The sequence below is a fragment of the Streptomyces sp. Ru73 genome, assembly GCF_002920575.1.
Taxonomy (GTDB): Bacteria; Actinomycetota; Actinomycetes; order Streptomycetales; family Streptomycetaceae; genus Streptomyces.
In genome coordinates, this window is sequence record NZ_PQSQ01000158.1 from 1 (window position 1) to 10459 (window position 10459).

Consider the following 10459-nt stretch of genomic DNA (forward strand, 5'->3'; position numbering starts at 1 on the left):
CCGCCCCCGCCCGGCCCGCCGCGACCACCGCACAGGTCTGGATCACCACGGCCGACGGCACGAAGAGACTCGCCAGGGCTGCCGACGCGTCGTTCGACGACGGCAGGCAGCAGATCGACATCAGCGTCGACTCGCGCGAGCAGGAGCAGCAGTTCACCGGTGCGGGCGCCTCCCTCACCGAGGCGTCGGCACACCTGATCGCCGGGCTGCCCGAAGGACAGCGCACCGCGCTCATGAAGGACCTGTTCTCGCGGGACGGCGCGGGCATCGGTCTGAACTACCTCCGCCAGCCGCTGGGCGGTTCCGACTTCGTCGCCCGGCTGCCCTACTACACGTACGAGGACACCAAGGGCGCGTTCTCGATCGGCCGGGACACCGAGGAGATCCTGCCGCTGCTGAAGCAGGCCAGAGGCATCAACTCCGGCATCCGGGTGATGGGCACGCCGTGGTCGGCGCCCGCGTGGATGAAGGACAGCGGCAAGCCGGAGGGCGGCCGACTCACCCGTGAACACTACGGGGACTACGCCGACTACCTGGTCAGGGCCGTGAAGGCGTACCGCGAGGCAGGCGTGCCGGTCGACGACCTCACCGTGCAGAACGAGCCGCTGTTCGAGACGACGTACCCCTCGATGGGCATGAGCGCCGACGAGCAGGCCGACTTCCTGAAGGTGCTGGACGCCCGGCTGACCGCCGCCGCCCTGCCCACCCGGCTGTTCGCCTACGACCACAACTGGGACCGGCCCGACTTCCCGCTCACCGTCCTGAACCGCACGAAGGACATCGCCCGCGTCCAGGGCGCTGCCTTCCACTGCTACGGCGGCAGCCCCGAGGCCCAGCAGCAGGTGCGGGACGCGGGCAAGCGGGTGTTCTTCACCGAGTGCTCGGGCACCGACAGCGACGACCCGGCGCGGACCTTCGCCGACACGCTGAAGTGGCAGACCGAGAACCTGGTGATCCGCAGCATGCGCTCCGGCGCGGAGACCGTGGTGCTGTGGAACCTGGCGCTGGACAAGGACGGCGGGCCGCACTTCGGGAACTGCGGGACCCGCTGCAACGGCGTCGTGCAGGTCGACGGCGGTGCCGTCACCAAGAACGCCGAGTACTACGTCCTCGGCCATGTGGCGAAGTTCGTGGACCGCGGCGCGCACCGCATCGGCTCCACCAGCCAGGGGTCCGGCGGGGTGCAGGACGTGGTCTTCGAGAACCCGGACGGCTCGCGGGCCGCCGTGGTGCTCAACGCCACCGGCTCGGCGCGGACCTTTTCGGTGACCGAGAGCGGCAGATCGCTGCGGTACGAGCTGCCGGCGGGCGCCGTGGCCACGTTCAGGTGGTCCGGCGCCCCCACCGGCTGAGCGGCACGTCCTCAGTCGGCCAGCAGGGCCGTGATGGCCTTGTCCAGCGCGCCGCCGACGTCCTCGACGTGCAGGTGGTGCCCGTCCTCGACGATCAGCTCACCGCCGGTGACGACATGGCTGACGTCGGCGGCGGTGCCGGCGAAGACGGCGTGGGCCAGCGGATCGCCGGCCCGCGCCCCGGCCGTACGGGGCGAGTCCAGCCGTACGGTGGTGAGGTCGGCGTGCTTGCCGGGCGCGATCCGGCCGGCGTCCCAGCCGAGCGCTGCCGCCCCGGCGGAGGTCGCCGCGGTGAGGAGCTCGGCGGCGCTCCAGTGGCCGCGGCGGCCGCTGACCAGCCGCTCGTCCAGTTCGACCGCGCGGGCCTCCTCCCACAGGTCGATCATCATGTGCGCGTCGCTGCCGAGGCTCAGCGGCGTGCCGGCCGCGGCCAGCCGCCCGGCGGGGCCGATCCCGTCGGCGAGGTCGCGTTCGGTGGTCGGGCAGAGGCAGACGCCGGTGCGGGACTCGCCGAGCAGCACGATGTCGGCGCCGTCCAGATGCGTGGCGTGCACGGCCGTCGCGCCCTCGCCCAGTACTCCCTTCTCGTGCAGCAGGCGGGTGGGGGTGCGGCCGTACCGCTGGCGGCAGGCGGCGTTCTCGGCGGGCTGCTCGGAGAGGTGGACGTGGAGCGGGACGCCACGGCGCCGGGCGTCGGCGGCGACGAACGTCATCGCCTCCCGCGGCACGGCGCGGACGCTGTGCACGGCGGCACCGATCCGCAGCCGGTCGCCGTCGCGCAGGCCGTGCGTGCGCAGCGCCCAGTCCTCGGCGCTGCCGTCGCTGAACCGCCGCTGCACGCCCTCCAGCCGTCTGCCGTCGATGTCGGCCATCAGGTAACAGGTGTCGAGGAGGGTCAGGCGGACGCCGGCCTCGGCGGCGGCGCGGGCGAGCGCGCGGCCCATGGCGTTGGGGTCGTCGTACGGGGTGCCGTCGGGGTTGTGGTGGACGTAGTGGAACTCGCCGACGGCCGTGATGCCGGACAGTGCCATCTCGGCGTACGTGGCGCGGGCGAGCGCGTACATGCGGTCGGGGTCGAGGTGTCCGGCGGCGTCGTACATGACGTCGCGCCAGCGCCAGAAGTCGGTGACGCCGCTCTGGCTGCGGCCCCGGATGGCGCGGTGGAAGACGTGGGAGTGGGTGTTGGCCAGGCCCGGGACGGTGAGCCCTGGCAGTCGGACGGCACCGGGCGGTGCCGGGGTGTTGTCGGTGACGCGGGTGATCCGGCCGTCGGCCACGTCGATGAGGACCTGTTCGGCGACGCCGGTGCCGCCGAGCCAGGCGTACTCGCAATGAAACGTCATCCGGCCTCCCTGATGACGGTCCGCCGCGGCCGGTCACGCACCGCGGCGCCCACGGGGCATTCCGTCAACGGTAGTTGATCTCCGAACGAGTGGGAACGCCCCGCGCGTACGTGGCCTCAAGAGGGCGGTGGAAAGGACGGGTTCAGGATGGCGGCAGCGGGCCGGAAGGGCCCTCTTGCGCCGCGGCCGGTGCCGGTCCCGTGCTGCCCCGGGGCTGGAGCCGGGGCAGCGGTTCCTGGGTGTGGCCCGCTGGCGCGCCGTCGAGGAGGGCGGTGAGGGCCTGCGCCGCGTGCCGGCCGAAGGCGGCGGTGTCGCGCAGCGGTGCGGTGAGCGCCGGGTGCACGCTGCGGCACAGCACCGAGTCGTCCCACGCGACCAGGGAGAGCTGGTCGGGGACGCGGATGCCGCGCTCGGCGGCGACGGCGAGCCCGGCGACGGCCAGCACGTCGTTGTCGTAGATCAGCGCGGTGGGCGGCTGCGGCCCGTCCAGTACGCGGCGGGTGGCGGCGGCGCCCTCGCTGTCGGAGTAGTCGGTGGTCACGGAGGCCGTGCCGGTGAGGCCGAGGCGGGCCGCCTCGGTGCGCAGCGAGGCGATCCGGCGCTGGGTGTGCGCGAATTCGGGCAGCCCGGCGATGTGCGTGATACGGCGGTGGCCCAGCGCGTGGAGATGGCCGACGATCGCCGCCATGATGCCCGCGTCGTCGGCCCCGAGCGTGGAGACGGCCGGGCTCTCGCCGTCCGCCGCGGCCTGCGCGGGGGCGCCGATCATCACCGCCGGCAGGCCGAGGCCGTCGAGCAGGCCGGGGCGCGGGTCGTCCTGGCGCGGGTCGACGACGAGGACGCCGTCCACCCGGTGCTCGGCCCACCAGCGGCGGTAGGTGGCGCACTCCGCTTCCAGCCCCTCGACGACCTGGAAGAGCAGTCCGAGGCTGCGCCGGGACAGCTCCTCCTGGATGCCGGAGACCAGCTGGAGGAAGAAGGACTCGACGCCGAGGGTGCGGGCGGGGCGCGCGAGCACCAGCCCGACGGTGGCGGAGCCCTCGCCGGAGAGCGCGCGGGCCGCGGCGCGCGGCTGCCAGCCGAGCTGTTCGGCGACCCGGCGGATGCGCTCCCGGGTCACGGGCGAGACGCCCGGGCGGTCGTTGAGCGCGAAGGAGACCGCGCTCTCGGACACCCCGGCGCGCAGGGCGATGTCCTTCATGGTCGGCCGCCGGGCCGGCGTACGGCGCATGCTCCCTCTTCCACTGACCTACTAATGCGCTTGAGTGCGCACAGACTAAAGCGCATTAGCACTTGGCGCAACAGTCCCGAACTCACGGTCCTGACCAGCGCGTTCGGTGTGACGAAAAGAAATTCGCGCGAGAAGTGTTGACGTAACTCCGCGGCTGCGGGCACCTTTTGGGGCGCCCACCCAGGACCGACCGAAGGAGCCCTGCGGCCATGCCCACTTTCCGGGGTACCCGTGTGTCCAGACCCGCCCGTACCGCCGTACCGCTGCTGGCGGGCGCACTGCTCCTCAGCGCCTGCGGGGGTGGTGCCGACGACGCCGGCAGCGCCGCCGACGGCAAGGTCAGCGGCCACATCAGCTTCCAGACCTGGAACCTGCGGGCGCAGTACAAGGACTACTTCAACGGCCTCATCGACGAGTTCGAGAAGGCGCACCCCGGCACGAAGGTGAAGTGGATCGACCAGCCGGCCGAGAACTATCCGGAGAAGCTCAGCGCGGACGCCGGCGCCGGCACCCTGCCCGACGTCGTCAACGTCTCCCCCGACCTGTCGTACCCGCTGGCCAAGGCCGGGCTGCTGATGAACCTGGACAAGGAGCCGGTCACCGCGAAGGCCAAGGGCGCGTACACCCCGGAGGCTTGGCAGGGCAATGAACTGCCGGGCCTGGACGGTGCGTACGCGTTCCCCTGGTATCTGAACACCGGCCCGCTGTTCTACAACAAGGCGCTGTTCAAGAAGGCCGGACTGGACCCGGAGAAGCCGCCGAGGACGTACGACGAGCTGTTCGCCGACGCCGGGAAGATGGCGAAGGCCAGCGGCGGCAAGGTCGCCACGCTCGCCGGGGTGCCCGCGATCGAGGACTTCGGGCGGTACGGCGTGAAGCTGATGAACGCCGACGCGACGAAGTTCACCTACAACGAGCCGCGGGGCGTGGAACTGCTGACCGAGTACAAGAAGCTGTTCAAGAGCGGCGGGCTGGACTCGCAGGCGCTCAGCGCCACCCCGGAGAGCGCGGGCCGCAAGTTCCTCCAGCAGCGGGTGGCGATGAACCCGGGCAGCGCGCACGACCTGGCCAACTTCAAGGAGAACGCGCCGGACCTGTACAAGAACCTGGGCATCACCGACGCGCCGGCCAACACCGGCAAGCCCAACATGTACGTGATGGGCCTGGGCATCAACGACCGCAGCAAGCACAAGGCGGCGGCCATCGCCTTCGCGCGGTTCGTGACCAACCAGCGCAACCAGGAGTCCTTCGCGCACCAGGTCGCGGTCTTCCCCAGCACCAAGGGCTCGCTGGACAAGCCGTACTGGACGAAGGACGACGGCACCGACGAGGGCCGGGTGCGGGTGGCCTCGGCGAAGATGCTGGACGGCGCGGTCAACTACACGCCGGTGGTGATGACGGAGGAGATGAAGACCGTCCTGCAGAACGAGGTCGCCAAGGCGCTGCAGGGCGACAAGTCCCCGAAGAAGGCGCTGGACGACGCGGTCGCGCAGAGCAACCGGCTGCTGCAGCAGGGCTGAGGCATGAGCGTACGCACCCATCGCGCGGCCAGCCCCTGGCTCTTCCTGCTGCCGGGGCTGGCGGTGGTCGCGGCCTTCGTCCTCTATCCCTTCCTCAGCACGGTGCAGCACGCCTTCACCGACGCGCGCACGCTCACCCCCGGCGTGTGGGTGGGGCTGCGCAACTTCCAGGAGATGCTGCACGACCCGCAGTTCTGGACCGCGCTGCGCAACAGCCTGCTGTACGTGGTGGTCGTGGTGCCCTGCACGGTGCTGCTGCCGCTGCTGCTCGCCCTGCTGGTGGAGAAGCCGCTCAAGGGCGTGGTGTTCTTCCGGGCCGCCTTCTACACGCCGGTGGTCGCCTCGGTGGTCGTGGTGGCGCTGATCTGGGTGTGGATGCTGGACGACCGCGGGCTGCTGAACAGCATGCTGGAGATGGCGGGCGCCGGCCCGGTGTCCTTCCTCGGGGACGCGTGGCTGGTGCTGCTGTGCGCGATGGCCCTGACGGTGTGGAAGGGCCTCGGCTACTACATGATCATTTACCTGGCGGCGCTGGCCCAGGTGCCCAGGGAGCTGCACGAGGCCGCCGCCGTGGACGGCGCGGGCCCCTTCCGCCGCTTCGTCACCGTGACCGTGCCCGCCGTGCGCTCCACGATGGTGCTGGTCGGCGCACTGTCCTCGGTCGCCGCCTTCAAGGTGTTCTCCGAGGTGTACCTGCTGGCCGGGCCGACCGGCGGCCCGGCCGGCGAGGACAGCACGCTGGTGATGCTCGTCCAGCGCTCCGGCACGGGCCTGTCCGGCCGGGTCGGCTACGCCTCCGCGCTCTCCCTCGTCATCTTCTGCATCGCGCTCCTGCTGATGCTGCTCGTGCTGCGCGCCGACCGTAAGGAGAAGACCGCGTGACCCGCGTCGGCCGCACGGAACGGATCGTGCGCTACGTGCTGATGCTCGCCGTGCTGGCGATCTCCATCGGCCCCTTCCTCTGGCAGCTCTCCACCTCGCTCAAGGGCCCGCACGAGAACATCTACCCGTCGCCGCCCTCCTTCGTCCCGCACGACCCGACCCTCGCCAACTACGCCGAGGTGGCCCGCATCATCCCGGTGTGGGACTACGCGCTGAACTCGCTGAAGGTCGCGGCGGCCAACGTCCTCACCAACTGCGCGGGCGCCTCGCTCGCCGGGTACGCGCTGGCCCGGCTGCGGTTCCGCGGCCGTACGGCGGCCGGGCTGGTGTTCGTCGCCGCGCTGCTGGTCCCGCTGGAGTCGATCATCATCGCGCAGTTCACCACCATGCGGGACCTGGGTCTGAACAACACGCTGGTCGCCGTGGTCCTGCCGGGCAGCGTCGGCGCGCTGAACGTGCTGCTGATGCGCAACGCCTTCCGCGCCCTCCCGTACGAGGTGGAGGAGGCGGCCGTCGTGGACGGTGCCAACGTCTGGCAGCGGTTCTGGCGCATCGCGCTGCCGTCGGTGAAGGGCACCCTGGCCGTCGTCGCGATCTTCGCGTTCATGGGGGCCTGGGACGACTTCCTGTGGCCACTGATCGTGCTGTCCGACCCGGACCACTTCACCCTCACCGTGGGCCTGAACTTCCTGCACGGCACCTTCGCGGACAAGCCGCGCGTGGTCGCCGCCGGCACCATCATCGCGGTCGCGCCGCTGATCGTGATGTTCGCCTGCCTCCAGCGGTACTTCTTCCGCGGCGTCGGCGAGGGCGCGGTCAAGGGCTGACCCGACCGCACCGCGCCACTCCCTCCACCCCCCGTCGAACAGGACCTGTATGCCCCCGCTCCGCTTCGGCGTGAACTACACGCCCACCCGCGGCTGGTTCCACCACTGGCTCGACTTCGACCTGGACGAGGTACGCGCCGACCTGGACTCCGTCGCGGCCCTCGGCCTGGACCACGTACGTGTCTTCCCGCTCTGGCCACTCTTCCAGCCCAACCGCACGCTGATCCGGCCGCGCGCGGTGGACCAGCTGGTCCAGCTCGCCGACGCGGCGGCCGAGCGCGGCCTGGACGTCGCCGTCGACGGCCTCCAGGGCCACCTCTCCAGCTTCGACTTCGTGCCCGCCTGGACCACCACCTGGCACCGCCGCAACCTCTTCACCGACCCGGACGTGCTGGCCGGGCAGGCCGCGTACCTGGAGACGCTGGCGGCGGCCCTCGCCGACCGGCCGAACTTCCTCGGCCTGACCCTCGGCAACGAGACGAACCAGTTCTCCGGCGACCCGCATCCGGACCCCGACCGCATCACGCCCGGTCAGGCCGCGGCCTGGCTGGAGCGGATGCTGGCGGCGTGCGAGCGCGGTGCGCCCGGACGCATGCATCTGCACGCTTCGTACGACGCGGCGTGGTATCTGGACGGGCACCCCTTCACACCGGAACACTCCGCGACGCTGGGCGCGCTGACCGCCGTGCACGCGTGGGTGTTCAACGGGACGGCGCAACGGTACGGCAGGGAGTCAACGGCCGTCGCGCAGCACGCCGCGTACCTCATCGAGCTGTCCAAGGCGTGGGCGGCGGACCCGGCACGGCCGGTGTGGCTCCAGGAGGTCGGCGCGCCCGCACCGCACATCCCCGCCGCCAACGCGCCGGACTTCGTCCGCGCCACCGTGCGGGCCGCGCTGGACTGCCCGGACCTGTGGGGCATCACGTGGTGGTGCTCGCACGACGTGGACCGGGCGCTGGCCGACTTCCCCGAGCTGGAGTACAGCCTCGGGCTGCTGACCAACGACCGCGAGGTGAAGCCGGCGGGCCGCGCCTTCGCCGACGCCGTACGGGAGGAGCGGTCCGCACCGCACACTCCCGCGCCCCGCACCCTCGCGCTGGCCGTGGAGAGCGGTACGCCGTGCGCGCCCGGCGGCCCGGTCTTCGAGGCGTGGATGCGGCTCGCGGAACGCGGCCTGCGGCCGGCCTGCGTACGGAGTGAACGGGCCGTGGACAGCGCGTACTTGACGGACCGCGGCATCGCGGAAGTGATCCAGCCCCATGAGGCGTAAACACGAGGCGTGAAGGAGCCCCACCGCCATGCACGATCACCGCACCACCACCGAAGCCCGGCTCAAGCGGGTGCTGGAAGAGCGCCTGTGGCCCGCCGTGTACCCCGAGTCGGTACAGCTGACCATCGGCGTGTGGCACGCGCCCGGCGAGCCGGTACCGGTCGCCGAGGGCATCGCCGCGCCGCGCACTCCGATCGAGCCGGGCGCGCCCTGGGGCCCGCCGTGGGGCACCAGCTGGTTCACGGTCAGCGGCACCGTGCCCGAGGAGTGGGCCGGGCGGACCGTCGAGGCGCTGCTGGACCTGGGCTTCGACGAGAACATGCCCGGCTTCCAGTGCGAGGGCCTGGTGTACCGCCCGGACGGCTCGCCGGTGAAGGGGCTGAACCCGCGGAACCAGTGGGTGCGGATCGGCGCGCCCGCCCGTGGCGGCGAGGAGGTGCTGCTGCACGTCGAGGCGTCCGCCAACCCCGTCATCCTCGATTACCATCCCTTCCTCCCCACCGAGCTGGGCGACCGGGAGACGGCCGGTGACGTGCCGCAGTACAAGCTGGCGCGCATGGACCTCGCCGTCTTCGACGAGACGGTGTGGGAGCTGGCGCACGACCTGGAGGTGCTGGGCCAGCTGATGGCCGAGCTGGGCGAGGACACCGCGCGCCGCTGGGAGATCCTGCGTGCGGTGGAACGGGCGCTGGACGCGGTGGACCTCCAGGACATCGGCGGGACGGCGGCCCGTGCCCGGGACGAGCTGACCGGTGTGCTGTCCGCACCCGCCCACGCCTCCGCGCACCGGATCAGCGCCGTCGGGCACGCGCACATCGACTCGGCGTGGCTGTGGCCGCTGCGCGAGACGGTGCGGAAGGTGGCGCGTACGGCGTCCAACATGACCGCGCTGCTGGAGGACGAGCCGGACTTCGTGTACGCGATGTCGCAGGCACAGCAGTACGCGTGGCTGAAGGAGCACCGGCCCGAGGTGTACGCGCGGGTGAAGAAGGCGGTGGCGGACGGCCGGTTCGTGCCGGTGGGCGGCATGTGGGTGGAATCGGACACCAACATGCCGGGGTCCGAGGCGCTGGCCCGGCAATTCGTGCACGGCAAGCGGTTCTTCCTGGAGGAGTTCGGGGTCGAGACGGAGGAGGTGTGGCTGCCGGACACCTTCGGGTACTCGGCGGCGCTCCCCCAGCTCGTGCGGCAGGCCGGTGCGAAGTGGTTCCTGACGCAGAAGATCTCCTGGTCGCGTACCAACTCCTTCCCGCACCACACGTTCTGGTGGGAGGGGCTGGACGGCACCCGCGTCTTCACGCACTTCCCGCCGATGGACACCTACAACGCGCAGCTGTCGGGCAAGGAGGTCGCACACGCGGCACGCAACTTCCGCGAGAAGGGCGCGGCGAGCCGGTCGCTCGCGCCGACGGGCTGGGGCGACGGGGGCGGCGGCACGACCCGCGACATGCTGGCGCGGGCACGGCGGCTGGCGGACCTGGAGGGCTCGGCCCGTGTCGTCTTCGAGAAGCCGGCGGAATTCTTCGCGAAGGCCGAGGCGGAGTATCCGGACGCGCCGGTGTGGACCGGTGAGCTGTATCTGGAGCTGCACCGCGCGACGCTGACCAGCCAGGTCCGCACGAAGCAGGGCAACCGGCGCAGCGAGCACCTGCTGTACGAGGCGGAGCTGTGGTCGGCGACGGCGGCGGTACGCACCGGATTCCCTTACCCCTACGACCAGTTGGACCGGCTGTGGAAGGAGGTACTGCTGCACCAGTTCCACGACATCCTGCCGGGCACGTCCATCGCGTGGGTGCACCGGGAGGCGGCGGAGCGGTACGCGCGCATCGCGGCCGAGCTGGAGGAGCTGATCGGCGCCGCGCAGCGGGCGCTGGCCGGTGATCCGGCGGCGGGCCGCACGCTGGTGTTCAACGCGGCCCCGCACGGCCGCGAGGGGCTGCCGGCGCGCGGTGCGCGGCCCGAGCGCGCGGAGCCCAACGGCACCGGCTGCGTGCCGCGCGCGGGTGGCGGCTATGTGCTGGACAACGGGCTGCT

The 10459-nt window shown here is 71.8% G+C and carries 8 protein-coding genes; 6 read left to right on the forward strand and 2 right to left on the reverse strand.

The window, feature by feature from the left end; all coding sequences use genetic code 11:
• Nucleotides 1–1352 (forward strand): glycoside hydrolase family 30 beta sandwich domain-containing protein (locus C3486_RS35205; RefSeq protein ID WP_103836937.1); only part of this gene is annotated, 1352 nt, incomplete at its 5' end.
• Nucleotides 1353–1363: 11 nt separating this feature from the next.
• On the opposite strand, the gene C3486_RS35210 is transcribed toward C3486_RS35205, so the two are convergent.
• Nucleotides 1364–2695, reverse strand: coding sequence for a formimidoylglutamate deiminase (locus C3486_RS35210; RefSeq protein ID WP_103836938.1), 1332 nt, complete (start codon nucleotides 2693–2695; stop codon nucleotides 1364–1366).
• A gap of 142 nt (nucleotides 2696–2837) precedes the next feature.
• Nucleotides 2838–3926: a LacI family DNA-binding transcriptional regulator gene (locus C3486_RS35215; RefSeq protein WP_103836939.1), complete on the reverse strand. Its 1089-nt coding sequence runs from the start codon at nucleotides 3924–3926 to the stop codon at nucleotides 2838–2840.
• 209 nt (nucleotides 3927–4135) lie between these two features.
• Between C3486_RS35215 and C3486_RS35220 the strand changes: the two genes are divergently transcribed.
• From C3486_RS35220 to C3486_RS35240, 5 genes are all read left to right on the forward strand, one after another.
• On the forward strand, nucleotides 4136–5446 hold the full coding sequence (locus tag C3486_RS35220) for a sugar ABC transporter substrate-binding protein (protein WP_103836940.1): 1311 nt from the start codon (nucleotides 4136–4138) through the stop codon (nucleotides 5444–5446).
• A 3-nt stretch (nucleotides 5447–5449) separates the two neighbouring features.
• Nucleotides 5450–6328: a carbohydrate ABC transporter permease gene (locus C3486_RS35225; RefSeq protein WP_103836941.1), complete on the forward strand. Its 879-nt coding sequence runs from the start codon at nucleotides 5450–5452 to the stop codon at nucleotides 6326–6328.
• A gap of 41 nt (nucleotides 6329–6369) precedes the next feature.
• Nucleotides 6370–7155, forward strand: a complete 786-nt coding sequence (locus C3486_RS35230; RefSeq protein WP_103836944.1) for a carbohydrate ABC transporter permease — start codon at nucleotides 6370–6372, stop codon at nucleotides 7153–7155.
• Between the two features lie 49 nt (nucleotides 7156–7204).
• Nucleotides 7205–8425 (forward strand): glycosyl hydrolase, encoded by a 1221-nt coding sequence (locus tag C3486_RS35235; protein WP_103836942.1) that lies wholly within the window; start codon nucleotides 7205–7207, stop codon nucleotides 8423–8425.
• A gap of 28 nt (nucleotides 8426–8453) precedes the next feature.
• On the forward strand, nucleotides 8454–10459 hold a 2006-nt coding region (locus C3486_RS35240), incomplete at its 3' end, for an alpha-mannosidase (RefSeq protein WP_103836943.1).